This window comes from Streptomyces sp. NPDC087310, assembly GCF_044744405.1.
Classification (GTDB): domain Bacteria; phylum Actinomycetota; class Actinomycetes; order Streptomycetales; family Streptomycetaceae; genus Streptomyces.
In genome coordinates this window covers 1,323,947-1,348,988 of the sequence record NZ_JBIUYF010000001.1, presented here as the reverse complement: position 1 = coordinate 1,348,988, position 25,042 = coordinate 1,323,947, and the positions used below count along the sequence as shown (strand labels likewise).

Annotated in this window: 22 protein-coding genes, 1 tRNA gene and 1 riboswitch; of the genes, 13 read left to right on the top strand and 10 right to left on the bottom strand. The window is 71.6% G+C overall.

What is annotated here, in order from left to right; all coding sequences use genetic code 11:
- The first annotated feature begins 118 nt into the window (after nucleotides 1-118).
- Nucleotides 119-877: an MBL fold metallo-hydrolase gene (locus ACIO3P_RS05520; RefSeq protein WP_329826869.1), complete on the top strand. Its 759-nt coding sequence runs from the start codon at nucleotides 119-121 to the stop codon at nucleotides 875-877.
- Nucleotides 878-972: 95 nt separating this feature from the next.
- Here ACIO3P_RS05520 and ACIO3P_RS05515 read toward each other — a convergent pair whose 3' ends face one another.
- Nucleotides 973-2,259 carry a PTS transporter subunit EIIC gene (locus tag ACIO3P_RS05515; RefSeq protein ID WP_401794460.1) on the bottom strand — a complete coding sequence of 429 codons (1,287 nt, stop codon included), beginning with the start codon at nucleotides 2,257-2,259 and terminating at the stop codon, nucleotides 973-975.
- 126 nt (nucleotides 2,260-2,385) lie between these two features.
- The gene (locus ACIO3P_RS05510) at nucleotides 2,386-3,663 is read right to left on the bottom strand and encodes a PTS transporter subunit EIIC (RefSeq protein WP_329826871.1); all 1,278 of its coding nucleotides are present in this window, start codon (nucleotides 3,661-3,663) and stop codon (nucleotides 2,386-2,388) included.
- Nucleotides 3,664-3,803: 140 nt separating this feature from the next.
- Here ACIO3P_RS05510 and ACIO3P_RS05505 point away from each other — a divergent pair, with 140 nt between their 5' ends.
- The 3 genes from ACIO3P_RS05505 to rdgB all read left to right on the top strand — a co-directional run bounded on the left by ACIO3P_RS05505 (nucleotide 3,804) and on the right by rdgB (nucleotide 5,618).
- A complete protein-coding gene (locus tag ACIO3P_RS05505; protein WP_329827407.1) occupies nucleotides 3,804-4,064 on the top strand; it encodes a PTS glucose/sucrose transporter subunit IIB in 261 nt (86 codons plus the stop codon).
- Between the two features lie 160 nt (nucleotides 4,065-4,224).
- Nucleotides 4,225-4,956: a ribonuclease PH gene (rph, locus tag ACIO3P_RS05500; protein WP_329826873.1), complete on the top strand. Its 732-nt coding sequence runs from the start codon at nucleotides 4,225-4,227 to the stop codon at nucleotides 4,954-4,956.
- A gap of 59 nt (nucleotides 4,957-5,015) precedes the next feature.
- Complete coding sequence (gene rdgB, locus ACIO3P_RS05495) at nucleotides 5,016-5,618, top strand: RdgB/HAM1 family non-canonical purine NTP pyrophosphatase (RefSeq protein ID WP_399299520.1); 603 nt, start codon at nucleotides 5,016-5,018, stop codon at nucleotides 5,616-5,618.
- 48 nt (nucleotides 5,619-5,666) lie between these two features.
- On the opposite strand, the gene ACIO3P_RS05490 is transcribed toward rdgB, so the two are convergent.
- From ACIO3P_RS05490 to bcp, 4 genes are all read right to left on the bottom strand, one after another.
- Nucleotides 5,667-5,750 (bottom strand) — tRNA-Leu (locus ACIO3P_RS05490).
- A gap of 15 nt (nucleotides 5,751-5,765) precedes the next feature.
- Nucleotides 5,766-6,806, bottom strand: a complete 1,041-nt coding sequence (locus tag ACIO3P_RS05485; protein WP_329826875.1) for an HNH endonuclease signature motif containing protein — start codon at nucleotides 6,804-6,806, stop codon at nucleotides 5,766-5,768.
- Nucleotides 6,807-6,922: 116 nt separating this feature from the next.
- The gene (proP, locus tag ACIO3P_RS05480) at nucleotides 6,923-8,419 is read right to left on the bottom strand and encodes a glycine betaine/L-proline transporter ProP (protein WP_329826877.1); all 1,497 of its coding nucleotides are present in this window, start codon (nucleotides 8,417-8,419) and stop codon (nucleotides 6,923-6,925) included.
- A gap of 118 nt (nucleotides 8,420-8,537) precedes the next feature.
- On the bottom strand, nucleotides 8,538-9,005 hold the full coding sequence (gene bcp, locus ACIO3P_RS05475; protein ID WP_401794448.1) for a thioredoxin-dependent thiol peroxidase: 468 nt from the start codon (nucleotides 9,003-9,005) through the stop codon (nucleotides 8,538-8,540).
- 135 nt (nucleotides 9,006-9,140) lie between these two features.
- Here bcp and ACIO3P_RS05470 point away from each other — a divergent pair, with 135 nt between their 5' ends.
- The 3 genes from ACIO3P_RS05470 (at nucleotide 9,141) to sugE (ending at nucleotide 10,360) form a co-directional block, all read left to right on the top strand.
- Entirely contained in the window at nucleotides 9,141-9,488 is a 348-nt protein-coding gene (locus tag ACIO3P_RS05470; protein WP_329826880.1) for a DUF3618 domain-containing protein, read from the top strand.
- A gap of 115 nt (nucleotides 9,489-9,603) precedes the next feature.
- A complete protein-coding gene (locus tag ACIO3P_RS05465) occupies nucleotides 9,604-9,906 on the top strand; it encodes a co-chaperone GroES (RefSeq protein WP_329827408.1) in 303 nt (100 codons plus the stop codon).
- Between the two features lie 32 nt (nucleotides 9,907-9,938).
- A riboswitch (guanidine-III (ykkC-III) riboswitch) is annotated at nucleotides 9,939-10,005 on the top strand.
- 34 nt (nucleotides 10,006-10,039) lie between these two features.
- Complete coding sequence (sugE, locus tag ACIO3P_RS05460; protein WP_329826881.1) at nucleotides 10,040-10,360, top strand: quaternary ammonium compound efflux SMR transporter SugE; 321 nt, start codon at nucleotides 10,040-10,042, stop codon at nucleotides 10,358-10,360.
- A 16-nt stretch (nucleotides 10,361-10,376) separates the two neighbouring features.
- Here sugE and ACIO3P_RS05455 read toward each other — a convergent pair whose 3' ends face one another.
- Nucleotides 10,377-12,917, bottom strand: a complete 2,541-nt coding sequence (locus ACIO3P_RS05455) for a transglycosylase domain-containing protein (protein WP_401855169.1) — start codon at nucleotides 12,915-12,917, stop codon at nucleotides 10,377-10,379.
- A gap of 344 nt (nucleotides 12,918-13,261) precedes the next feature.
- On the opposite strand from ACIO3P_RS05455, the gene ACIO3P_RS05450 reads away from it, so the two are divergent.
- Genes ACIO3P_RS05450 through ACIO3P_RS05435 form a run of 4 tightly spaced genes read left to right on the top strand, consistent with a single transcriptional unit; the run spans nucleotide 13,262 to nucleotide 16,804 of the window.
- Nucleotides 13,262-14,062: an ABC-2 family transporter protein gene (locus tag ACIO3P_RS05450; RefSeq protein ID WP_329826884.1), complete on the top strand. Its 801-nt coding sequence runs from the start codon at nucleotides 13,262-13,264 to the stop codon at nucleotides 14,060-14,062.
- Nucleotides 14,063-14,111: 49 nt separating this feature from the next.
- Nucleotides 14,112-14,948 carry an ABC transporter permease gene (locus ACIO3P_RS05445; protein WP_329827409.1) on the top strand — a complete coding sequence of 279 codons (837 nt, stop codon included), beginning with the start codon at nucleotides 14,112-14,114 and terminating at the stop codon, nucleotides 14,946-14,948.
- A gap of 58 nt (nucleotides 14,949-15,006) precedes the next feature.
- Nucleotides 15,007-16,041, top strand: coding sequence for an ATP-binding cassette domain-containing protein (locus ACIO3P_RS05440; protein ID WP_401794437.1), 1,035 nt, complete (start codon nucleotides 15,007-15,009; stop codon nucleotides 16,039-16,041).
- Between the two features lie 49 nt (nucleotides 16,042-16,090).
- Entirely contained in the window at nucleotides 16,091-16,804 is a 714-nt protein-coding gene (locus ACIO3P_RS05435; RefSeq protein ID WP_329826886.1) for a DUF1707 domain-containing protein, read from the top strand.
- Between the two features lie 153 nt (nucleotides 16,805-16,957).
- On the opposite strand, the gene ACIO3P_RS05430 is transcribed toward ACIO3P_RS05435, so the two are convergent.
- A complete protein-coding gene (locus ACIO3P_RS05430; protein WP_401855166.1) occupies nucleotides 16,958-18,307 on the bottom strand; it encodes a GDSL-type esterase/lipase family protein in 1,350 nt (449 codons plus the stop codon).
- 143 nt (nucleotides 18,308-18,450) lie between these two features.
- Here ACIO3P_RS05430 and ACIO3P_RS05425 point away from each other — a divergent pair, with 143 nt between their 5' ends.
- Nucleotides 18,451-19,911, top strand: a complete 1,461-nt coding sequence (locus ACIO3P_RS05425) for a DUF445 domain-containing protein (protein ID WP_401855163.1) — start codon at nucleotides 18,451-18,453, stop codon at nucleotides 19,909-19,911.
- A 186-nt stretch (nucleotides 19,912-20,097) separates the two neighbouring features.
- On the opposite strand, the gene ACIO3P_RS05420 is transcribed toward ACIO3P_RS05425, so the two are convergent.
- Nucleotides 20,098-20,415 (bottom strand): hypothetical protein, encoded by a 318-nt coding sequence (locus ACIO3P_RS05420; RefSeq protein ID WP_329826890.1) that lies wholly within the window; start codon nucleotides 20,413-20,415, stop codon nucleotides 20,098-20,100.
- An 87-nt stretch (nucleotides 20,416-20,502) separates the two neighbouring features.
- Nucleotides 20,503-21,171 (bottom strand): ABC transporter ATP-binding protein, encoded by a 669-nt coding sequence (locus ACIO3P_RS05415; RefSeq protein ID WP_401794675.1) that lies wholly within the window; start codon nucleotides 21,169-21,171, stop codon nucleotides 20,503-20,505.
- Between the two features lie 287 nt (nucleotides 21,172-21,458).
- On the opposite strand from ACIO3P_RS05415, the gene ACIO3P_RS05410 reads away from it, so the two are divergent.
- Complete coding sequence (locus tag ACIO3P_RS05410; RefSeq protein WP_401855161.1) at nucleotides 21,459-25,013, top strand: FtsX-like permease family protein; 3,555 nt, start codon at nucleotides 21,459-21,461, stop codon at nucleotides 25,011-25,013.
- Nucleotides 25,014-25,042: the final 29 nt, after the last annotated feature.

Below are 25,042 nucleotides of genomic sequence, written 5' to 3'. Positions count from 1 at the left end.
GGTGAGTTCCCCCACAACGGACCACTGTGGAGGAGCGACCAGCCGTTTCGCGCTTTACGCTCGACAAACCGCACGACCCCCGTCGCCCCGCCGTCCACGCCACGGAGGTTCCCGCTCCATGAAGCTCACCGTCGTCGGCTGTTCGGGCTCGTTCCCCGCCGCGGGATCGGCCTGCTCCAGTTACCTCGTAGAGGCCGACGGCTTCCGGCTGCTCCTCGACATGGGTAATGGCGCCCTTGGCGAGTTGCAGCGCCATATCGGTCTCTACGACCTCGACGCCATCTTCCTCAGCCATCTCCACGCCGACCACTGCATCGACATGTGCGCCTACTTCGTCGCGCGCTACTACCGCTTCGACGGCGGACGGTGCGACCCGATCCCCGTCTACGGCCCCGAGGGCACCGAACAGCGCCTCACCACGGCGTACGCGGACACCCCCACGGACAAGTCCATGAGCGAGGTCTTCGACTTCCACACCCTCAAGCCGGGCTCGGGCTCGTTCGACATCGGCCCGTTCTCCGTCCGTACGGAGAAGGTCGCGCACCCCGTCGACACCTTCGCGATCCGCGTCGAGCACGGCGGCAGGTCCCTCACGTACTCCGGCGACACCGGCGTCTGCGAACCCCTGGTCGAGCTGGCGGGCGGGACGGACCTCTTCCTCTGCGAGGCGGCCTTCACGTACGGCAAGGAGGACGTCGTGGGCCTGCACCTCAACGGCCGCGAGGCCGGCGCGCACGCCGCCCGCGCCCAGGCCCGCAGGCTCGTCCTCACCCATGTCCCGCCGTGGACCGACGGGGACCGCAACCTGGCCGACGCGCGTGACGTGTACGGGGGCCCGGCCGAGCTGGCCGTCCCCGGCGCGGTCTACGAGATCTGACGCGGCGTACGCGCGCGCCGAGGGCGCCGGGTACGACCGTGGGCCCGGCCGGTCCTGACATCGGCCGGGCCCACGGAACCCAGGGGGAGAGGCGCCTACTTCGCCTCGGCCTTGAGGAGTTCGGCGAGCTCCTCGTCCGACTCACGCCCCGGCGTCGGGATGTTGAACCGGACGATCGCGAAGCGGAAGATCGCGTAGTAGAGGGCCGCGAAACAGAGCCCGACCAGCGCGAGCCCCCACGGGTTGGTCGCGATGCCCAGGTTGAGGAAGTAGTCGACCGCGCCCGCCGAGAAGCCGAAGCCGTCCTTCATGCCGAGCGCCCAGGTCAGCGCCATGGACACCCCGGTCAGCACGGCGTGGACCGCGTACAGCACCGGCGCGATGAACATGAACGTGAACTCGATCGGCTCCGTGACACCCGTCACGAACGCGGTCAGCGCGAGCGAGAGCATCATGCCGCCGACGGCCTTGCGGCGCTCGGGGCGCGCGCAGTGCGTGATGGCCAGACAGGCCGCGGGCAGGGCGAACATCATGATCGGGAAGAAGCCGGTCATGAACTGCCCGGCGGTCGGGTCGCCCGCCAGGAAGCGGTTGATGTCGCCGCTCTTGCCGTCGAACGTACCGGCCTGGAACCACGGGAACGAGTTGAGGAGATGGTGCATGCCGACCGGGATCAGCGCACGGTTGGCGACACCGAAGATGCCCGCGCCGACCGCGCCCGAACCCACCAGCCACTCACCGAGGTTGTGCAGCCCGGCACCCAGAACCGGCCATATGTAGCCGAAGACGATGCCGATGCCGAGCCCGGCGAACGCGGAGAGGATCGGTACGAGACGACGGCCGCCGAAGAAGCCCGCCCAGTCCGGCAGCTTCGTCCGGTAGAACTTCTGGTACAGCAGGGCGACCACGACGCCCATCACCACACCGCCGAGGACCTTCGCGTCCACCGGCGCGTCCGTCATCACGATCTTGCCGTCCACCACCTGCGCCACCTTGGGCAGGTTCGAGTCGGTGAAGGTCGCCAGCACGTTCTTGAAGACCAGATAGCCGGTGACGGCGGCGAGCGCGGTCGAGCCGTCCGCCTTCTTCGCGAAGCCGATCGCGATACCCACGGCGAACAGCAGCGGCATGTTGTCCAGGATCGCGTTGCCGCCCGCGGCCATGAAGCCCGCGATCTTCGTGACGAACGCGGGGAACGAGTCACGGCCGAGCATGTCCGCGTTCCCGAGCCGTACGAGCAGCGCCCCGGCGGGCAGGACCGCGACGGGCAGCATCAGGCTGCGCCCGATACGCTGCATCACGGACATCAGGCCGCTGCCCTTTTTCGGCTTGTCCGCCGCGGGCTTGTTCTCCGCCGCGGGGGCGGCGCTGGCCGTGGACATCAACTTCCTCCAGGGGGAACGCGGCGCACGGCCGCGTGGTCTACACCACTCAATGGTTTAGACCAGTTGTACACGGTGAGGAACGGATAAGGAACCGCCGTAATTCGGCGAAAAATGTGACCTGGGTTACTTGGTGTTCTGGTCCTCGATCTCCGACTCCAGCTCCTCGGGCTCCCGCCCCGGAGTCGGAATGTCGAACACCGTGATCGCGACCCGGAAGACCACGTAGTAGACCACCGCGAAGCAGAGGCCGATCGGGATGATCAGCCAGGGCTTGGTGTCCAGATGCCAGTTCACCACGTAGTCGATCAGCCCGGCCGAGAAGCTGAACCCCGCGTGCACCCCCAGCGCCCAGGTGATCGCCATCGAAGCCCCCGTCAGCAGCGCGTGCGCCCCGTACAGCAGCGGCGCCGCGAACATGAACGAGAACTCCAGCGGCTCGGTCACCCCCGTCACGAACGAGGTGAGGGCCACGGAGAGCATCAGCCCCGCGATCCGCTTACGGTGCTCGGGGCGCGCGCAGTGCGTGATGGCCAGGGCCGCGGCCGGCAGCCCGAACATCATGATCGGGAAGAACCCCGACATGAACTGCCCCGCCGACGGATCCCCGGCGAAGAACCGGGTCAGATCGCCCTGGACCACCGTGCCGTCCGGCTTCGTGAACGAACCCGCCTGGAACCAGAAGAACGTGTTCAGGAACTGATGCATACCGATCGGGATGAGCAACCGGTTGGCCACACCGAAGATCCCGGCGCCCCAGGCGCCCAGCCCGATGAGCTGCTTCGCGAACGCCGTCAGCGCGTCACCCACCGGCTGCCACAGCAGCCCGAAGGCCACCCCGAGCACCACGCAGATGAACGCCATCAGGATCGGCACCAGGCGGCGCCCGTTGAAGAACCCCAGCCAGTCCACCAGCCGCGTCCGGTGGAACCGCTGCCAGACCACCGCCGTCAGCAGCCCGATCAGAATGCCCCCGAGCACCCCCGGGTTCTGCGGCACCCCGTCCGGCACCGTCTTCGTCACCGAGCCGCCGACCGGGAACGCGGTCAGCACATTGTGGTAGACGAGAAAACCGACCACCGCGGCGAGCGCCGTCGACCCGTCCGCCTTCTTCGCGAAGCCGATCGCCACCCCGATGCAGAAGAGCAGCGGCAGCCCGAACGCCGCGTCGAGGATCGCCGTACCGCCCTGGGTGAACACCTTCGCGGTCTTGTCCCAGAACGGGCCGTGCAGATACGCCGAGAAGAGGTTGCCCAGGCTGACCAGCAGACCGGCGGCGGGCAGCACGGCCACCGGGAGCTGCAGGCTCCGGCCGACCTTCTGGAGCCCCTGGAACATGCCGTTCCACCAGCGTCCCGGCCGCCGCGCCGACTGTCCCGGCACGGCGGCGCCGTCGGCGCTCATCGGCGTTCCCCCATTCCTCTCCCATCCCTCCATGACTGGTGTAGACCAGTTGAGTTAGGCTTCTCCCCGCCATCATTCGGTACGACGTGACGCCCCGCCCGCGAAGATGCGCCAACCGTGCGTTACGGTGACAAAACGGTCTGTGTTCGAACGTCAGGGAGAAAGACATGGCCACCAAGGCTGAAAAGATCGTCGCCGGGCTCGGCGGGCTCGACAACATCGAGGAGATCGAGGGCTGCATCACCCGCCTCCGCACCGAAGTCGTCAACCCCGACCTCGTCGACGAGATCGCGCTCAAGGCGGCCGGAGCCCACGGCGTCGTCAAGATGGGCACCGCGGTCCAGGTGGTCATCGGCACGGACGCCGACCCCATCGCGGCGGACATCGAAGACATGATGTAAAAGACGCGACGCGGAAAACGCGACGAGAAAGACGCGACGAGAAAGACGCAACGCGGAAAACGCGACGCGGAATCGCGACGCGGAGGAGCGGGGCCTGAATCCGACCACGGTCACCACCGCCGGATCAGGCCCCTTCCCACGTCCCGATAGGCTCATCACCATGTCTCGAATCGACGGCCGCACCCCCGAACAGCTCCGCCCCGTCACCATCGAACGCGGATGGAGCAAGCACGCCGAGGGCTCCGTCCTCATCTCCTTCGGTGACACCAGGGTCTTCTGCACCGCCTCCGTCAGCGAAGGCGTCCCCCGCTGGCGCAAGGGCAGCGGCGAAGGCTGGGTCACCGCCGAATACTCCATGCTGCCCCGCGCCACCAACTCCCGCGGCGACCGCGAATCCGTACGCGGCAAGATCGGCGGACGCACCCACGAGATCAGCCGCCTCATCGGCCGCTCCCTGCGCGCCGTCATCGACTACAAGGCGCTCGGCGAGAACACCATCGTCCTCGACTGCGACGTCCTCCAGGCCGACGGCGGCACCCGCACCGCCGCCATCACCGGCGCGTACGTCGCCCTCGCCGACGCCGTCACCTGGGCCCAGGGCAAGAAGATCGTCAAGGCCGGCCGGCGCCCGCTCACCGGCACCGTCGCCGCCGTCAGCGTCGGCATCGTCGACGGCGCGCCGCTCCTGGACCTCTGTTACGAGGAGGACGTCCGCGCCGACACCGACATGAACGTCGTCTGCACCGGCGACGGCCGCTTCGTCGAGGTCCAGGGCACGGCGGAGGCCGAACCCTTCGACCGCAAGGAACTGAACGCCCTCCTGGACCTCGCGACGGCCGGCTGCGTCGACCTCGCCGCACTCCAGAACGAGGCCCTCGCCCGCACGGCCTGACGCCCGCCACCGTACGGGCGCCCGTCCGGCGCGCCCGTACGGTACGGATACTGGTGGGCATGACCCGCCTGATCCTCGCCACCCGCAACGCCGGGAAAATCACCGAACTCAAGGCCATCCTCGCGGACGCCGGCCTGCCGCACGAACTGGTCGGGGCGGAGGCGTACCCCGACATCCCCGACGTCAAGGAAACCGGCGTCACCTTCGCCGAGAACGCCCTCCTCAAGGCCCACGCCCTCGCCTCCGCCACCGGCCTCCCGGCCGTGGCCGACGACTCCGGCCTCTGCGTCGACGTCCTGGGCGGCGCCCCCGGCATCTTCTCCGCCCGCTGGGCAGGAACCCACGGCGACGACAAGGCCAACCTGGACCTCCTCCTGGCCCAACTCGCCGACATCGCCCCGCCCCACCGCACCGCCCACTTCGCCTGCGCGGCAGCCCTGGCCCTCCCGGACGGCACGGAACGCGTCGTGGAAGGCCGCCTCCTGGGCACCCTCCGCCCCACCCCGGCCGGCACGGGCGGCTTCGGCTACGACCCGATCCTCCAGCCGGAGGGCGACACGAGGACCTGCGCGGAGCTGACGGCGGCGGAGAAGAACGCGATCAGCCACCGGGGCAAGGCATTCCGGGCGCTGGTCCCGGTGGTACGGGAGCTGCTGGGCTGAGAGACGCCGTCGGCCCCGTCCGGCATCGGACGGGGCCAACGATCACGGTGCGGCCGGTGGGATTCGAACCCACACGGGATTTCTCCCACTGGGACCTAAACCCAGCTTGGCTGCCAGTTACAACACGGCCGCGCGCTGCTCTTCATGCTATCGGGCCGATGTCCCTTCAGGTGAGCGGGAGCCGACCTGCCCGCCGAGCCCGTATCGCTTCCGGCGGCTACGGCACCACGTGTCCGTCAACGCGTGGCAGTTCGGGCACAGGTAACGCAGGTTCTCGGCGCGGTTGTCCAGCCAGTCGCCGCTGATGTGGTCGATCTGGAGGGTGATCGGCCGACCCAGCCATGCGCCGGTGTTCCCGCAGGACGCGCAGCGGTACGGGACACCGATCTCGTCCAGTGCCCGGTGCAGCCGGGGCCGGTTGGTGCGAGGGGAGCCTGGCGGCAGGACGACGAGCGTGTCGTCGGCCACGGGTCTCGGTGCGCGCGGTTGCGCCGTTCCCCAGCCGCGCCGCTTGAAGTGGCTGGTTTCGAGACCGAGTTGAGCCGCCTTCCGCCGAACGCGCCGGTGATTCGTGTCGTTCACCTGGAGTCCCAGGGAGCGCATGACATCCGCGTAGCTGGAGGCGTCGGATATCGCTGCGCGCAGCGCCGCCTCCGGGATCGCGAGGCGCGCGTGACGGAAATGAACGGTGCCGATGCCCCGCTCCTTGAGCATGCGGCCGAGCGCCGCGCGCGACCGGCCGTCGTCGGGTACGCCGAGAATGCGGGCCACGCCACGGACGCTGTCGGCGCGGGCGGCCGCGTCCGCCAGTTCGGCGGTGGTGAAAGGCAGTTCGGTCCGGGTGGGATTCATCCCCGGGAAGTGGCTGATGTCGATGCCCGCCGCTTTGATGCGGCGGGCGATGTGCGACAACGTTCCCGTGGCGGGTGGCGCGCCCAGTGCGATGACGACCTCGCGCAGGGTCGTGGACGTGGCGACAGCGGCGGCGATGACCTCGTCCGGGTACTTCCGCCAGGGGCTCCGTTGTTTGAAGTGGCTGGTGTCGATGCCGAGGTCGGCGACCTTCCGCTGAAGGGTGCGGCGCCGCCCGCCGCTGCTCCTGAGCCCGAGGCGCCGCATCAGATCGGCCCAGCTCCGCGCATCGGAGACGGCGGCGGTCAGACGGTCCCGGTCGTAGGGCTCGGGCACGGCTCCTCCTCAGCTCGACCGCGCGTTCGCGGCGTCGCACTGAGTAACGAACCGGATATCGGACGGTTACGCCGTCCGGCGCAGCCGTCCGATATCAGAGCGAAGCGGTGGAGGCGTCAGAACTTGGGTTCCGGGGTCTGGGACTGGACCAGTTCGACGGCTTCTTCGCGGGTCTCCACCGACGGGGGTGAGCCCGTCAGCGGCTGCTGGGCCGTTTCCTTCATGCAGGCCACCGCGATCACGCCGACCAGTGCCGCCGCCATCGCGTAGTACGCCGGCATCAGGTCGTCGCCCGTCAGGCTGATCAGGCCGGTGATGACCAGGGGGGTCGTGCCGCCGAAGAGGGAGGCGGAGAGGTTGTAGCCGACCGAGAGCGAGCCGTACCGGACGTTCGTGGGGAAGAGGGCCGGGAGCGCGGCCGACATGGTGCCCAGGAGGCAGACCAGGGAGAGGCCGAGCATCAGCATGCCTGCCACGATCGCGGGGATGCTGCCCTGTTTGATCAGCAGGAAGGCCGGCAGGGAGAGGAAGAAGAAGCCGAGCATGCCGGTCATCAGCAGCGGTTTACGGCCGTATCGGTCGCTGAGCTTGCCGATCTGGCTGATGACCAGCATCAGCGCGACCATCACGCCCAGCAGGATCAGCAGGCCGTGTGTCTCGCTGTAGCCGAGCTGGTCCGAGAGGTACGTCGGCATGTACGACAGCAGCATGTAGTCGGTGATGTTGTACGCGCCGACGAGGGCGATGCACAGGATCAGCGACGGCCAGTACTGGCGGAAGATCTTGGTGAGGTCGTCCTTCGTCGTGGCCTCGACCGTGTCCGCGGCCTCGGAGGCGTGCGCGCTCGCCGCCTCCAGCTTCTGGAAGGCGGGCGTCTCGTCGAGGCGCAGTCGCAGGTAGAGGCCGACGAGTCCGAGCGGGCCGCCGATGAGGAACGGTACGCGCCAGCCCCATGCCTCCATCGAGTCGGAGCCGAGGATCGCGGTGAGCGCGGTGACCAGGCCGGCGGCGCCGACGTATCCGGCGAGGGTGCCGAATTCGAGGAAGCTGCCGAAGTAGCCGCGGCGCTTGTCGGGGGCGTACTCGGCGATGAAGGTGGACGCGCCGCCGTACTCGCCGCCGGTGGAGAAGCCCTGGACCAGCCGGAAGAGGATCAGCAGCGCCGGGGCCCAGAGGCCGATCGTGTCGTACGAGGGGATCAGGCCGATGGCGAAGGTGCCGACGGCCATCAGCATCATGGTCAGCGCCAGGATCTTCTTGCGGCCGAGCCTGTCACCCAGTGGGCCGAAGAACATTCCCCCGAGTGGCCGGACGAGGAAGGCGACGGCGAAGGTCGCGAACGACGAGAGCAGCTCGATCGTGGGGTTCCCGGACGGGAAGAAGACATGGCCGATGGTGACGGCGAGGTAGCTGTAGATACCGAAGTCGAACCACTCCATGGCGTTACCCAGGGAGGCGGCCTTCACGGCACGCTTGACCGCTTGGTCGTCGGTGACGGTGATGTCGGACCGGCGCAGTTTGGGGTTCTTCCGCTGTTTGACAGCGCGGAAGAGAGCGGGGTGGCGTTTGACCGCTGCGGGGTCGGCCACCTCTTCGTGTTCCTGGCCGGCCATGGCGCGGTTCCTTTCCCTCGGAGTGATTCGGGGTGAAGCAGTCCAGGGGAACCTTCTGCACGGTGGCGCGGGATGCAAACCGAAGTCCCACGCAAGTGGGACTTCGGTCACAGTTCCGTCAGATGCCGAGATCCTTGATGATCTTCGCTACGTGGCCCGTGGCCCGCACGTTGTAGAACGCGTGCTCGACCTTGCCGTTCTCGTCGACGACGATCGTGGAGCGGATCACGCCGGTCACGGTCTTGCCGTACATCTTCTTCTCGCCGAAGGCGCCGTAGCGCTCCAGGACCTCCTTGGACGGGTCGCCGACCAGCGTGACCTTCAAGTTCTCCTGCTCGCGGAACTTCGCCAGCTTCTCCGGCTTGTCCGGGGACACGCCGATGACGTCGTACCCGGCCCCGGCGAGCAGGTCGAGGTTGTCGGTGAAGTCGCACGCCTGCTTGGTGCAGCCGGGGGTGAGCGCGGCGGGGTAGAAGTAGACGATGACCTTGCGGCCCTGGTGGTCGGCGAGCGAGACGTCCTTGCCGTCCGCGTCGGGCAGGGTGAAGGCGGGGGCGGTGTCGCCGGGGGTGAGTCGCTCGCTCATGGTTCTCCTCCGAGGTCGGGCGGGGTGCCGGTGGTACGCGCCTGAGCGTAATCGGGGGTGCCGTCGGGTGAGGTCGAGGTGGAGCTGACACACTGTCGCTCAAGGACTACCGGACACGACGACGGAGGCAGCGCGGTGTCGGATTCCAGGACCCCGGCGCAGATCGAGGCGGACATCGTCCGCAGGCGCGGGCAGCTCGCCGAGACGCTGGACGAGATCGGGGTGCGGGTGCACCCGAAGACGATCGTCGGCGACGCGAAGGCCAAGGTGGCCTCCACGGTGGATCAGACGGCCGGGCGGGCGTTCGTCGCCGTGAACAGGACGGTGGCGGGTGTGCGCGCGTCGTTCGTCGGTGAGGACGGCGGGCCCCGGCTGGAGCGGGTGGTGCCGGTGGCGCTGCTCGCGGTGGGTGTGGTCGGGCTGCTCGTGATGGCGGGCAGGCCGGCGAAGGCGGCGAAGGTGGGTAGGCGCCGGAAGAGGTGAGCGTTCCCGCGGCGGGCCCGTGTCACCCCTCTGGCGTACGGGAGCGCCGCGGGCAGGTAGGTTCTGGGGCGTGAGCGAGAACTCCCCCAGCCAACACGACAAACTGCCCATCCGGATGCTGCACGACCGCGTGCTGGTCAGGACCGACATTCCGGAGGGTGAGCGGCGTTCGTCCGGCGGCATCCTCATTCCGGCGACGGCGGAGGTCGGCCGGCGGCTGGCCTGGGCCGAGGTGGTGGCCGTGGGGCAGAACGTCCGTACGGTGACGCCGGGGGACCGGGTGCTGTACGACCCCGAGGACCGGGCCGAGGTCGAGGTGCGCGGGGTGGCGTACGTCCTGATGCGGGAGCGCGATCTGCACGCGGTCGCCGCCGACCGGTTCGAGGGTTCCCAGGACTCCACCGGGCTCTATCTGTAGCGACCGGATCGCAGGAGGCATCGGCGCTTCGGCGTTTGCTACGTTGGGTTGTAACCCGACGAGACGCGCCGTACCGGGGTAATCGAAAGACGACGCACCTGTTGTCCGTGCTTTCTGTGCCGGAGGTGCCGTCATGGCGTGGGTTCTGTTGGTCGTCGCGGGTCTGGTCGAGGTCGCCTGGTCGATCGGGATGAAGTACACCGAGGGGTTCACGCGGCTGTGGCCGAGCCTCTTCACGGGCGCCGGGATCGTGGTGAGCATGGTGTTGCTGGCGCAGGCCGCCAAGACGCTGCCGATCGGTACGGCGTACGGCGTGTGGGTCGGTATCGGCGCGGCCGGTGCGGCGGTGCTGGGCATGGTGGTGCTGGGGGAGCCGGCGTCCGCCGCCCGGATCTTCTTCGTCTCGCTGCTGGTGGTGGCCGTGGTGGGGTTGAAGGTCACGTCCGGCCACTGATGCCCGAACGAGACCCCTAGAGGTTGCCCGGGTCCTGCTGCGGGGTGGGTGGTGGGCCCTGTCCCGCCGTGCCGCCTGTGGTGGGCGTGCCGTCCGTGGCCCCGGTGTCTCCCGTACCGCCGGTGCCGTCGCCGCCCGCGCTGTCTCCCGCGCCGCCGGTGAACGGCCCCTCGTCGGCGGTGCCGCCGGTCGTCGCGCCGCCTCCCGTGGTCGTCGTACCGCCGCCGCTCCCGTCCGTGCCGCCCGGTGTCCGGCCCTGGCCGGGGGGTGGGCTCTGGCCTCCGCCGGTGGATCCTGTGGTGGTGGCGCCACCCGTTCGGCCCTGTGACTGACCCTGAGTCTGTCCCTGGTTCTGTCCCTGACTCTGCCCCTGGGTGCTGGGCCGTGGCGAGGCGCTGCCCGGTGTGCTGGGTTCCGGGGACTCCTGCTGGTCGGGGGAGGCCGTCTCGGTCGAGCCGGCCTCCACCTGGAGGTCGAAGTCCTGTACGGGGGTGGAGCGCAGGGCGTTCGCGGTGTACTCGCCCCAGATCTGGGCGGGCGCGCCCCCGCCGTTGATGCGGGCCAGCCCGAGGGCCCCGTACAGCGGCTCCTGCCGTGCGGTGCGCGGGTCGGCGCCCAGGACCGCGACGACCGTGGCCAGGTTCGGGGTGTATCCGGCGAACCAGGCGGCCCGGTCCTCCTCCGCCGTGCCGGTCTTGCCGGCGGCCGGGCGGCCGGCGGACTGGGCGGCGGTGCCGGTCCCGCCGTCGACGACGCCGCGCAGCATGGCGGTGGTGGTGTCGGCGGCCTCACGGCTGACGGCCCGGGTGGTGGCCCGCGCGGGCAGGGTGATGTCCGTGCCGTTCTTGGTGACCTTGGCGACGAGGGTGTACGGGGTGCGTTCGCCGTGGTGGGCGAGGGTCGCGTACGCCTGGGTCAGGTCGAGGACGCTCGCGGTGGCCGGGCCGAGGGCGATGGAGGGGGAGGCGGTGAGGTCGGGGGTGTCGGCGGGGATGCCGAGCGCGACGGCGGTGTTCCTGACGGTGGCGGGGCCGACGTCCTCGGCGAGTTGCGCGTACACGGCGTTGACGGACTTGTCGGTGGCGGTCCTGACGGTGATGGGGCCGTAGTCGACGTCGTCCTCGTTGTCCGGGGCGTAGCCGGTGGGCCCGCCGGGGCCTTCGACCATGCGTCCGGTGTCGCCGTCGTAGACGGTGTTGGGGGTGATGGGCCGGCCGTCCTGGGTCTCGGAGCCGTTCTGGACGGCGGCGGCGAAGACGAACGGTTTGAAGGTGGAGCCGACCTGGTAGTCGCGGCGGGTCGCGTTGTTGACGTACTGCTTCGTGTAGTCGATGCCGCCGTACATGGCGACCACATGGCCGGTCCCCGGGGCGATGGAGGCGCCGCCGACGCGGACGTTGCGGTCGGCCGCGCGGGAGCTGTCGAGCTGCGAGGTGACCTGGTTGTCGACGGCCTTGACCAGGGCGTTCTGCTTCTTGCGTTCCAGGGTGGTGGTGATCCGGTAGCCGCCGGTGGCCAGTGTGTTCGCGGCGATGATGTGGTGGCCGGTGAGGTAGTCGCCGACGGCCTGGACGAGGTAGCCGCGCTGTCCGGAGAGGCCGGTGGCGGCGGACCTGATGGGGCCCGGTGTGGGGAACTTCAGGGTGGCGCGGGTGCGGGCGTCGAGCCACTTCTCCTTGACCATGCCGTCGAGGACGTAGTTCCAGCGGGCCTCGGCGGCGGGCTTGTTCTCGGGGTGGAGGACGACGTCGAACTCGCTGGGCGCGTTGAGGAGCGATGCCAGATAGGCGCCCTCCGCCGTGGTGAGGCCCTCGACGTCCTTGCCGTAGTACGCCTGTGCGGCGGCCTGGATGCCGTACGCGTTCCGGCCGAAGAAGCTGGTGTTCAGATAGCCCTGGAGGATCTGCTCCTTGGTCTGCTCGCGGTTGAGTTTGATCGCGATGAAGAACTCCTTGGCCTTGCGGGCGATCGTCTGTTCCTGGCCGAGGTAGTAGTTCTTGACGTACTGCTGGGTGATGGTGGAACCGCCCTGGGTGCCCTTGCCGGTGGCGGTGTTCCAGGCGGCGCGGATCATGCCCTGCGGGTCGACGGCGGGTTCGTTGTAGAAGCCGCGGTCCTCGGCGGCGAGCACGGTCCGCTGTACGGTCCTGGGCACCTGGGCGAGTTGGACGTTCTCGCGGTTGATCTCGCCGTCGCGGGCGATCTCCGTGCCGTCCGCGTACAGGTACACGTTCGACTGGGCGGTGGCCGTGGCGTTGGCGGCCGGGATGTCGACGAGCTTGTAGCCGAGGGCGAAGCCGCCGATGACGAGGAGCGCGCAGAACAGGAGCGCGCCGAGCGTCATGCGCCAGGTCGGGAGGAGCCCGCGCGGGCCGGTACGGCGGCGCAGCTCGGCCTCTTTCCGGGCGCGCTTCCTCGCCTGCCTGCCGGCCCGCTTGTCCGCCTTCCTGTCCGCTTTCTTGCCGCCGGTGCCGCCGGTGCGGTCGGCGGGGCCCGGCGGGGTGGGTGCCGAGGTGTCTCGCGGGGCCCAGCCCTGCCGCTGCGGCTCGTCGTTCATGTGCGTGGAGACTCCTCGGCCGTGGCCGAAGGTTGACTCTCCGGCATAACGGTGTCGTATCAGGCCATTCGTAACGCAGGCATAAGAAACGCTGCGCAGTCCTATGAAACACGGCCAGAACGGTGGCACGGGGACGAGAGGGCGCCCGGGCGGGCCGGATTATTCGGTCGCGGCGGCCCGTCGGACAGGACTAGGGTCGTGCGCTTTGGTGCCTGCGGCCGTCGGCCCTGGCGCCCGCAGCCGTTGTCCGGCGTCCGGCAGGCGTCCCGTCGACGGACGACCGACGGACGACCGGCGTCCGACCGGCGTCCGACCGGCATTCGAAGAGAGAGGAAGGGGCCTTCGTGCGGCTCTACTCAGCGGTGGCCGCGGGAGGGTTCCGGCGTCACGCGACGTACCGGGTGGCCACCGTGGCCGGGACGTTCACCAACACCGTGTTCGGCTTCATCATCGCGTACACGTACACCGCGCTCTGGGACGAACGGCCGCAGCTCGGCGGTTACGACCTCTCCCAGGCCGTCACCTTCGTCTGGCTCGGCCAGGCGCTGCTGATGACCTGCGCCATGATGGGCGGCGGCTTCGAGGACGAGCTGATCGAGCGCATCCGTACCGGCGACATCGCCGTCGACCTCTACCGCCCCGCCGACCTCCAGCTCTGGTGGCTCGCCGGGGACCTGGGCCGCGCGCTCTTCCATCTGCTGGGGCGCGGCATCGTGCCGATGGCGATCGGCTCGCTCGCCTTCGACCTGGCGATGCCGGGTTCACCGCTGGTTTGGGCGGCCTTCCTGCTGTCCGTACTGCTCGGGGTGGTCGTCAGCTTCGCGCTCCGCTATCTCGTCGCGCTCTCCGCGTTCTGGCTGATGGACGGCGCGGGCGTGGCGCAGATCTCGTTCCTGGCGGGGACGTTCTTCTCCGGGCTGCTGCTGCCGCTCACCCTCTTCCCCGGGGCGCTGGGGGAGATCGCGCGGGCGCTGCCCTGGTCCTCGCTGCTCCAGATCCCGGCGGACGTCTTCCTCGGCCGGCGCACCGGGTGGGACCTGATGGAGGCGTACGCGTTCCAGGCGTGCTGGGCGGCGGGGCTGCTGGTGGCCGGGCGGCTGCTCCAGACCGTGGCGACGAGGAGGGTGGTGGTCCAGGGTGGCTGACGAGACGCTCGCGGAGGGATCCGTGGCGGAGGGAGGGGGACACGCGGAGCTGTGGATTCCGCGGACCTCGCGCGCGGCGGCCCTGCGGGACGGGCTGCGGGCGTACGGCCTGATCGTCGCCATGTGGATGCGTTCCACGATGGCGTACCGCGCGTCCTTCGCGATGACGGCGCTCGCCAACTTCGCGGTGACCGCCTTCGACTTCGTGGCGATCCTGCTGATGTTCACGCACGTGGACGCCCTGGGCGGCTACGCGCTGCCCGAAGTGGCCTTCCTGTACGGGACGTCCGCCACGGCCTTCGGCCTCGCCGATCTGCTCCTCGGCTCGATGGACCGGCTGGGCCGCCGGGTGCGCGACGGGACGCTCGACACGCTGCTGGTGCGGCCCGTCCCCGTACTGGCGCAGGTGGCGGCCGACCGGTTCGCGCTGCGCCGGCTCGGCCGGGTCCTCCAGGGGCTGCTGGTGCTGGGCTACGCGCTGCTCGCGCTGGACATCGACTGGACGGTCGTACGGGTGCTGATGATGCCGATGATGCTGATCAGCGGCGCGGCGATCTTCGCTTCGGTGTTCGTGGCGGGCGCGGCGTTCCAGTTCTGGGCGCTGGACGCCGCCGAGGTGCAGAGCTCGTTCACCTACGGCGGGACGACGCTGCTTCAGTATCCGCCGACGGTCTTCGCGAGGGACCTGGTGCGCGGGGTGACGTTCGTGGTGCCGCTGGCCTTCGTCAACTGGATCCCGGCGCTGTACGTGCTGGGCCGGGAGAGCCCGCTGGGGCTGCCGGACGCGGTGGCGTTCCTGCCGCCGGTGGTGGCGTGCGGGTGCTGCGCGCTGGCGGGGGTGGTGTGGCGGTTGGGGCTGCGGGCGTACCGCAGTACGGGGAGCTGAGGGTCGAACCGGTCGAACCGGGCCGGAAGAGAAGGAAGAGAAGGAAGAGGGCGCACGGATGACGACGGACCAAGGCGACGGCGACGGCGACAACGACGGCGACGGCGCCGACAACGACGACGACGCGTCGCGTTTCATCGAGCTGGACGGCGTGGAGAAGGTCTTCGACGTCCGCCGCAAAACGGGCCGGCTGCGCCGCGAGAAGTACCAGGTGCGGGCGGTCGACGGCATCAGCTTCCGGGTGTCGCGCGGCGAGATGGTCGGCTACATCGGCCCGAACGGCGCCGGGAAGTCCACCACCATCAAGATGCTCACGGGCATCCTCACCCCGAGCGGCGGCAGGCTGCGGGTCGCGGGCATCGACCCGTCGCGTGAGCGTACGCGGCTGGCGCACCGGATCGGGGTGGTCTTCGGGCAGCGCACCACGCTCTGGTGGGACCTGCCGCTGATCGACTCGTACCGGCTGATGCACCGGATGTACCGGGTCCCGGACGCGCGGTTCCGGACCAATCTGGAGCGGTGCGTGGAGCTGCTGGACCTGGGGGAGCTGCTGGACGTACCGGTACGGCAGCTCTCGCTCGGCCAGCGGATGCGCGGCGACATCGCGGCGGCGCTGCTGCACGACCCGGAGGTGCTCTACCTGGACGAGCCGACGATCGGGCTCGACGTGGTCTCGAAGGCGAAGGTGCGGCAGTTCCTGCGCGACCTGAACGCGGAGCGCGGGACGACGGTGCTGCTGACGACCCACGACCTGACCGACATCGAGCAGCTCTGCCGGCGCGTGATGGTCATCGACCACGGGCGGCTGCTGTACGACGGGGCGCTGGCCGGGCTGCACGAGGTGGGGGAGAGCGAGCGGACGCTCGTCGTCGACCTGGAGCGGGAGCTGCCGCCGATCGACGTGGTGGCGGCGGGCGCGCGGGTGGTGAAGGTGGAGGGGCCGCGGCAGTGGCTGGCGTTCCCGGCGACGGAGTCGGCGGCGCCGCTGGTGGCGCGGATCGCGGCGGAGTATCCCCTCGTGGACCTCTCGGTGCGGGAGCCGGACATCGAGTCGGTGATCGCCACGATGTACGCGGACCGAACGGCCGTGTGAACCGAACGCCTGTGTGACGTGGGCCTCAGGGGGTGGCTACTCTGCTCCCATGACGAGTGAACGGCCTGAGACGCGTGCCTCCGACGCCGAGCGCGAGCAGGTGGCGGAGCGGCTGCGGGAGGCGATGGCCGAGGGCCGGCTCACGATGGAGGAGTTCGACGAGCGCCTCGGCGTGGCCTACCAGGCGCGTACGCACGGCGAGTTGGTGCCGCTGGTACGGGACCTGCCCGCGCCCGGGACGACCACGGACGTGGCGCGCACCGCCGACCGGGAGACCGCCCCGGGCGTCTGGGCCGACCGCGTCGGCCGCGAGCCGGCCACGTCCAAGGGCGCGTTCGCGTTCTGGGGCGGCTTCGGCCGCAAGGGGACGTGGACGGTGGGCCGGAAGTTCACGGCGGTCGTCTTCCAGGCGGGCGGCGAGATCGATCTGCGCGAGGCGCGGTTCGCTGACCGCGACGTGGTGATCCGCTGCTTCACGATCATGGGCGGGGTCCATGTCACCGTCCCGCCGGAGCTGGACGTCGAGGTCAGGGGCTTCGGCCTGATGGGCGGCTTCGGCGAGGCGGGCCGCGACGAGGCGGCGGTGAGCCCCGGCTCACCGCGCGTGATCGTCACCGGGTTCGCGCTGATGGGCGGGGTCGGGGTGGAGCGGAAGGTCCGGGAGGCGGAGAAGCGCCGGCTCAAGGAGGAGCGCAAGCGCCAGCGTCTGGAGAAGAAGACGGACCGGCTGGAGAAGAAGCCGGACCGCGGGGAGCTGGAGTGAGGCGGGGCGCCCGTGAGGCGGGGTGCCCGTAGGCGTCCGTAGGCATCCGTAGGCGCCCGTGAGCCGGCGGAGGGGACGGTTCCGTACCGCTCCCTCCTGTTCGCCCTCTCCTGACGCTCCCTCCTGCTGCCTCCCCCCCCACGTGGCTTTCCTCTACAGCGCCGCGGGCGCCTTCGTCTCCAGCAGTTCCAGGTCGAGCGCGCGGCCCATCGCCCGGTACCCGGCGTCGCTGGGGTGCAGGCCGTCGCCCGCGTCGTACAGCGGCCTGATCCGGTGGGGGGCGTACGGGTCGCGCACCACCCGGTCGAAGTCCACGACGTCGTCGAAGACACCGCCCGCCCTGATCTCCGCGTTGACCCGTTCCCGTACGGACTCGTTCTCCGCGGTGTAGCCGCGGTGCCCGCCGAACGGCGTCAGCGTCGAGCCGATGACGCGCAGCCCGCGCGCGTGCGCCTGCCGGGTCAGCTCCCTGAGCCCGGCGGTGATCCTGCCCGGGTCGCGCTCCTGGCCGCGCAGGATGTCGTTGACGCCGAGGTCGATGACGACGGTCCGTACCCCCGCGCGGTCGAGGACGTCGCGCTGGAAGCGGGAGATGCCGCTCGCGCCCTTGCGGTCCTGTACGGAGTCCTGGAGGACCGTGTTGCCGCCGATGCCCTCGTTGAGCACGCCGATGTGCCGGCCGCTCAGCCGGTCGGCGAGGATGTCCGGCCAGCGGCTGTTCGCGTCGGTGCGGGAGCCCACGCCGTCGGTGATCGAGTCGCCGAAGGCGACCACCGCCCCGCGCGACTCGCGGTTCTGCACGTCGACGGCGGTCAGGTAGCGCCAGACCTTGCTCGGCTCGGTGTACGGGGCCCCGGAGGAGTCCTGAGTACGGTCGCCGTCGGCGAGGTACGAGGTCTGGAGCGCGGACGGGTGGTACGTGACGGGCCCGCCCGCGACCGGCGTGAAGAGCGTGACCAGCAGATCGCCGTCGTACGGGACGCGCAGCGCCACCGGATCGCTGATGATCTGCCCGCCGGCCGGTACGGTCACGGCCGCGCGCCCGTTGAAGGAGAGCTGCCGCAGCGTCCCGTCGACCGCGCGCGGGCCGCCCGCGCCGACCGCGACGGAGGCATGGCCGATCACGAGGGGGCGCGGGCTGTAGAGGTTGGAGAGGGTGACCCGGGCGCTGGTGCCGCCGATGCTGGTGTGCACGACGTTACGGATGGAACGCCCGGGGTGGCCGTGCGGCATCCCCGTCTCGACCCCGGCCGGAGCCGTGGCCCATGTTCCGGTCCAGGCGTCGGCGGAGGCGGGCGCCGCCCGGCCGGGCGGCGGGTTCTGGCCGCGCGCCCCTCCCGTACCCGTACCGCTCGTGGCGGCCGTGCCGTTCGCGCTGTCGGCACCGGCGCCGGTGTCCGAGCCGGTGGCCAGCAGGCCGAACCCGCCGAATATGGCGGCGCACACCAGCGCCACCACCCCTATGAGCCCCCCGAGCAGGGCAAATCCGCGATGTCTGTTCATGGCCCCGTATCCCCTCACCCCTGCGTACAGAACAATCATCCGGCATCGCGCCGGGAACTCGACGTGCGCCCCGGGAGTACGAGAGGAAGGGACAATGTGTACGAGTGGGTCAGTCGTGTGGCGTACGTGGACGGGTGGAGCGGATGGAACGTACGGATCCGGATAAATCGGCTCCGGGCAAGGAGCTGACGGCGGGGACCTCCGGGACCTCCGGGCCCTCCGGGGCGTCCGGGGCGTCCGGGGCGTCCGGGGCGTCCGGACCCTCCGGGGCGTCCGCCGGTGGGGCCTCCGGGGCCCCCAGAGCTCCCGGAGGGTCGGCGGGGCGCCGTTCGGGGCTGCCCGGGTTCTCCTACACGGCCGCCGACGAGGAGAAGCGGCGCGGCGTACGCCGTATGAAGACCACCGCCACCGGCCTGCTCGTCCTCGTCGCCCTGGTCTTCGTCCTCGCCACCTGGGCGAAGAACTCCGGCGCCGGCCCCTGGGCCGGTTACGTCGCCGCGGCGGCCGAGGCCGGCATGGTCGGCGCGCTGGCCGACTGGTTCGCGGTGACGGCGCTCTTCCGGCACCCCCTCGGTCTGCCCATCCCGCACACCGCGATCATCCCGAACAAGAAGGACCAGCTCGGCGCCTCGCTGGGCTCCTTCGTCGGGGAGAACTTCCTCTCCGCCGATGTCGTGAGGACCCGGCTGCGCGCCCTCGGCATCGGCGGCCGGCTCGGTACCTGGCTCGCCCAGCCCGACCACGCCGACCGGGTCACCGCCGAGCTGTCCACGGCGCTGCGCGGCGCCCTCACCGTGCTGCGGGACTCGGACGTCCAGGCCGTCGTCGGTGAGGCGATCACCCGCCGCGCGGACGCGGCGGAGATCGCGCCGGGCATCGGGAAGACGCTGGACAAGATCGTCGCGGACGGTGCCCACCACCGGGCCGTCGACCTGATCTGCGCGCGGGCGCACGACTGGCTGGCGGAGCACGGCGACTCGGTCATGGACGCGGTCCAGGGCGGGGCGCCGGGGTGGACGCCGCGGTTCGTGGACCGCAGGATCGGGGACCGCGTCTACAAGGAACTGGTGCGCTTCGTCACCGAGATGCGCGACATGCCGACGCATCCGGCGCGCGGCGCGATCGACCGCTTCCTGCGGGACTTCGCCGCCGACCTCCAGTCCGACACGGAGACCCGGGCGCGGGTCGAGCGGCTGAAGTCGGAACTGCTGGCGCGCCCGGAGGTGCAGGACATCATCGCCTCGGCCTGGTCCTCCGTACGCGGAATGATCATCTCGGCGGCCGAGGACGACCGCAGCGAGCTGCGCCTGCGCGCCCGTGCCTCGCTGCTCTCGCTGGGCGGCCGGCTGGTGACGGACGACCGGCTCCAGGGAAAGCTCGACGGGTGGATCGAGGACGCGGCGGCGTACGTCGTCTCCACCTACCGGGGCGAGATCACCTCGCTGATCTCGGACACCGTCGCGAGCTGGGACGCCGCCGACACGTCGAAGAAGATCGAGGCGAACATCGGCCGGGACCTTCAGTTCATCCGGATCAACGGCACGGTGGTCGGCGCGCTGGCCGGTCTGCTGATCTACACGGTGTCGCACGCGCTGGGCGCCTGAGGAAAAAGTGCTGGGCGCGTGTACCGGACCCTGTCGTCCGTTCACGCGCCCAGCCACCATGGGGGAGTTGCCGTTAAGTACGCGGCCCGGCCCCGGGGTGTTCAACGCGTCCGAAAAAACTTTTCTGCCGGGGCTGAGTCCGGGTCTGAGGCCGGGTCCGCATCCGTGTCCGGGTCCGCGTCCGGGTCACGCGCCGCCGCGCCGCGTGACCGCCCAGGACGTGGCCGCCACCGCGCCCGCCACCGTGAAGACCGCGGGCCAGGCCCCGACCTTCTTGGCCAGGGGGTGCGATCCGGCGAAGGCCGCGACGTACAGCGTGGTCAGCCCCACCGCGGCCGCCGTCCCGCCGGTACGGTGCCACTCGCGCGCGGCGACGGCCCCGGCGGCGGCGAGCGCGACCCCGCCGAGGGGGCGCTTCTTCGTCCACCGGGCGACCCCGTACCCGCCGACGAGCCCGCCCGCCGCCACGGCCGCCGCCGGGATCCTCGCTGTTGCCGCCGCCATGGCCGCCACCTTTCGTCGTCCTGTCCGGTCGAGGGTCGAGCGTAACGAGACGAGAAGGGGCGAGGGATCCGAGGCCAGATCCGGATCTCAGCTTTCGACGATCCGGCCGTCGCTCAGCTCCACCACCCGGTCCGCCAGATCGAGCAACTGCGGGTCGTGCGTCGCGACCAGGGCCGTCACGCCCTCGCTCCGTACGACCGTCCGCAGCAGCTCCATCACCATGAGCCCGGTGTGGGCGTCCAGTTGGGCGGTGGGTTCGTCCGCGATCAGCAGGGCCGGCCGGTTCGCGAGGGCGCGGGCGAGGGCCACGCGCTGCTGCTGGCCGCCGGAGAGTTCGCCGGGGCGCTGCGCCGCGTGGTCGGTGAGGCCGACGAGGGCCAGCAGCAGCGCCACCCGCTCCTCGCGCTCGCGCGGATCCGCCCCGCGCAGCCGCAGCGGGACCCCCACGTTCTCGGCCGCGGTGAGGAGCGGGATCAGACCGAAGGACTGGAAGACGAACCCGACCCGGTCGCGGCGGAGCTCCAGCAGCCCGTCCTCGCCGAGGTCCGAGAGGTCGGCGCCGTCGACGACGATCCGCCCCCGGTCCGGCGCGTCCAGGCCGCCGACCAGGTTGAGCAGCGTGGTCTTCCCGGCCCCGGAGCGCCCTTTGAGGGCGACCAGTTCACCCCGTGCGATGTCGAGCGAGGTGCCGCGCAGCGCGTGGACGGCGGTGGCGCCCGTGCCGTACGAGCGGTGCAGGTCCTCGGCGCTGACCATCGGACCGCCGGACCGCCGGCCGTCCGGCGGGCCGGTGCCCTCCGGGTGTGCGGCGGCCGGGTGCGTGGTGGCCGGGTGGGCGGTGGTCCCGTGCGTGCTGGTGTGTTCCGTCATGGGCGCATCCCCCGAACGTCGTCGCCTGTGATGGCCGGCCCGGCCACAGTATGTGCGGGCACAGGGTAGGAGATGAGCCCGTTCTGTGTTTGGCTGGGCATGGATCAACGGGGAGACCTGGAAGAGAGCCGTGGCGGTTCCGGCCGAACGGCGTGCGGGTTGTCGGGGGACGCGTGACGGGGTTCGTTCTTCTGCGTGCGGCGGGGCATCGGCTGCTGCTGGCCGCCGCGCTGCTCGCCGTGGTGCTGACCACCTGTGTCCTCGCCTCCCTCACCGCGTTCTCCGGCTCCGTCGGGGACACGGCGCTGCGCGAGACCCTGCGCGGCCGGGACGCCGCTGCCGCCGCGCTCGTCGTCGGCGCGGACGTTCCGGTGACGGGGCGGGACGCGGCGGAGCAGGCCGTGGTCCGGGGTGTGCGGGAGGCGTTCGACGGGCTGCCCGTGACCGTACGGAAGCTGGAGCGCTCGGGACCGTACGCGCTGCCCGCGTCGCTCGGGGCCGCCGCACCCCCGCTCGACGAGAACAAGCCGGACCTGACCCACTTCGCCGCCCTGGACCGCTCCCGGATCACCCTGGTGGCGGGCGAGTTGCCGGGACGGGCACCGGCGGGCGGCACCGGTGACCCCGACCCCGACCCCGACCCCGAATCCGACCCCGACCCCGACCCCGAATCTGAATCCGCGCCTGTACCCATACCGGTGGCCCTGCCCGAAGAGGCCGCCCGGCGGCTGGAGTTGGCGCCGGGCGCCCGGATCGTCCTCACCGACCGGCTGACCGACGACCGGTTGATCGTCCGGATCACCGGTGTGTACCGGGCCACCGACCCCACCGAGCCGTACTGGCGGCTGGACGCACTCGGCGGACGCGGTGTGCGCGAGGTCGACTTCACCACCTACGGCCCGCTTCTCACGGACACGTCCTTCCTCACCACCGGCCCCGGCCCCGTCACCTCACTCACCACCGGCTGGCTGGCCACCGCCGACTACCGGGGCGTCACCACCGACCGGATCGACGCCCTGCGCACCGCGTCCACCCGGGTCCCCGAGCGGCTGCGGGAGGAGCCGGCGCTCGGCGGGAACGCGACGGTGAGCACCGCGCTGCCGTCCCTGCTGGACCGGACCGAGCGGGCGCTGCTGGTGTCCCGGTCCACCCTGGTGATCGTCGCGCTGCAACTGCTGCTCCTGGCCGGGTACACCCTGCTGCTGGTGGCCCGGTCCCTCGCCACGGAACGGGCGGGCGAGACGGGCCTGTTGCGGGCGCGCGGCGCCTCGCGCGGCCGGCTCGCCGCCCTCGCCGCCACGGAAGCGGCGCTGCTCGCCCTCCCGGCGGCCCTCTGCGCCCCGCCGCTGGCGGCCCCGCTGACCGGACTGCTCGCGCGCCGGTCCGCGCCCGGCGCCGACGGCTCTGGCGCGAGCCTCGGTGACCTGCCGGACTGGCCGGTGTGGTCCGTCTCGGCGGCGGTCGCGCTCTGCTGCGCGGCCCTGGTCGTCCTGCCCGCCCTGGCCGGGGCGGCCGGCGCGGGCGAGTCGGCCGGGGCGCGCGGCCGGGCCGCCGCGCTGCCCGCCCCCGTACGCGCGGGCGCCGACCTCGGCCTGCTGCTCATCGCGGCCCTGGCCTACTGGCAGTTGGACCGCCAGACCGGCACGGGGGCGGGGACCGGCGCGCTCGGCAGCGACCGCGAAGGCCGCCTCGGTATCGACCCGCTGCTCGTCGCCGCGCCCGCGCTGGCGCTGCTCGCCGGTACGGTGCTGACGCTGCGGCTGCTGCCTCCCCTGGCGCTGCTCGCCGAGCGCCGCGCCGCGAGGAGCCGTGGCCTGCCCGGCGCGCTGGCCGCCCACCGCCTCGGCCGCCGGTCGCTGCGCGGCGCCGGGCCCGTCCTGCTGCTGGTCCTCGCCGTGGCGACCGGCCTCCTCGCCCTCGGCCAGAGCGCGTCGTGGGACCGGTCCCAGCACGACCAGGCGGACTTCGCCACGGGCGCCTCGGTACGGGTCCTGGACGGCAGGCCCGCCGACCCCGGTCAGGCCGGCCTCTACGCCGCGCAGCCGGGGGTACGGCAGGCCGCACCCGCCCACCGTACGGACGCGGGTCTGTCCGGCGGCCAGACGGCGACCGTACTCGCGCTGGACACCGCCCACGCCGAGGAGGGGATGCTGCTGCGCCCGGACCTCGCCGACGAGCCGGCGCGGAGCCTGCTGGACGGGGCGGCGAACGGTCCGGTGCAAGGGAACGCGTCGTCTCCGAAACCTCAGGCCCGTACCGGGATCGCGTTGCCCGACGACACCCGCCGGCTGACCCTCGACGTACGGATCGCGGCGGGGAAGGGCGCGTCGGGCGCCCCCGCCGCCACCCTCCTGGTGGTGGTCGAGGACCGCTACGGCATCCCGTACCGGCTCAGCGCCGGACAGGTGCCCGCCGACGGCCGGTTCCACCGCGCCTCCCTCGACCTGGACCTGACCGCGGCGGGCACCCGGAGCGCCCCCGCCGGGCCGCTCCGCGTGACCGGGCTGCGGCTCGGCGGGGCGGCCCCGGAGCGGGAGTCCCAGCAACACCGGCTGACCGTCGGGCGGTTGCTCGCCATGGGAGCAGGGGACGACGCGCGCCCGGTACCCGTCTCCGTACCGGACGAGGTGCGCTGGCGCGGCAGCGCCACGGTGACGGAGGGCTCCGCGGAGAGCGCGCCGAAAGCCCTGCAACCGACCGCGCCCGCCTCGGCCGCCTCGCCCGCCTCGGGGACGTCGGCGCCGCTGACCGTCTCGTACCCGACCGGGCAGGTGGAGCGTGACGTCGTCGGCTACTTCGCCGTCCGGCTCGATGTCGTGGGCGCCGCCGCCCCGGAGCGGATCGCGGCCGTCGCCACCGACGGCTTCCTGCGGGCCACCGGGGCCGGGCGCGGGGACAGCGTCGATCTGACGCTGGCGGGGGAGCAGGTGCGGGTGACCATCGTGAAGACGGTACGAGAGCTGCCGACGACCGGGACTACCGGGACGACCGAGGACGTGGAGGCGGTCGCGGACGTCAGTGGTGAAGCGGGCGGGGAAGCGGGCGCGAGCGCGGAGGGCGGCACAACGAGTACGTCACAGAACGCCGGTGCGCTCCTCGTCGACCTGCGGGCCGTCAACGCCGCCCTCACCGCCCGCACCGACCGCGCCCTCGCCCCCAACGAGTGGTGGCTGAGCACCGAACCCGGCGCCGCCGCGCAGGTCGCGTCCGCGCTGCGCGACCCGGCGGACGGGACCGGCCCCGGCCGGGTGCTCGTACGCGACGAGACGGCGGCCGGACTGCTCGGCGATCCGCTCGGCGACGGGCCGCGCGCCGCGCTGATCGCCGTCGCTCTGGTGGCCGCCGCGCTCGCCGCCGTGGGGTTCGCGGTCGCCGCCGCCGCGTCCCTGCGCGAACGGACCGCCGAACTCGCCGTGCTGCGCGCCCTCGGAGCGCCCCGCCGGAGCCTCGCCCGGCTGGTCGTGACGGAACAGGGGGTGCTGATCGGTATCGGCCTGGCCGTCGGCGCGGGGCTCGGGGCCCTGCTGACGCGGGCGCTCGTCCCGCTGACCGTGCTGACCTCGCGCGCCGACCGGCCCGTGCCCCAAGTCCTCGTGGAACTCCCGCTGCCCCAGGCGGCCCTGTTCCTCGCGGGGGTCGCGGCCGTGCCCCTGCTGATCACCGCGGCCCTGGCCGCCCGGCGCGGCACCGACCCCGCGGTCGCGCTCCGCCACCAGGGGGACCACTGACATGACCCGTAAGGACACACAGGCCACGA